This window comes from Streptococcus mitis, assembly GCF_022137125.1.
Taxonomy (GTDB): domain Bacteria; phylum Bacillota; class Bacilli; order Lactobacillales; family Streptococcaceae; genus Streptococcus; species Streptococcus mitis_CE.
On sequence record NZ_JAKNEQ010000025.1, the window covers coordinates 1 to 269 of the forward strand.

Annotated in this window: 1 protein-coding gene; it reads right to left on the minus strand. The window is 59.5% G+C overall.

Features of this window, described 5'->3' with window-relative positions; translation table 11 throughout:
- Window positions 1-22: 22 nt before the first annotated feature.
- Window positions 23-269: MlrC C-terminal domain-containing protein (locus L0P31_RS09300; RefSeq protein WP_238096654.1), on the minus strand; the 247-nt coding region annotated here is incomplete at its 5' end.

Genomic DNA, 269 nt, shown 5'->3' on the forward strand with positions numbered 1-269 from the left:
CGACCTCAAGCAGACGCCGTCCTCAATCCAGCGGCCAAAGCTTCGGCCTCTTCCGGTATGGCAAATTCTTCCAGTTCATCGTCATGCTGCCGGGTGTCTCGGCATAAAGCACGTCCTTCGCCTGCGGCGCATAGGTCGCGTAAAAATGCTGCGAGGATTTCACGACGACGATCTTCTTCGTCGTCCAGTCCACGCCCAGCGGCGTGAACACGTCACCCAACGCCTGTGTGCGAAAGGCGTTGAGGACGATCTCGATGCCGCCCTCCGTG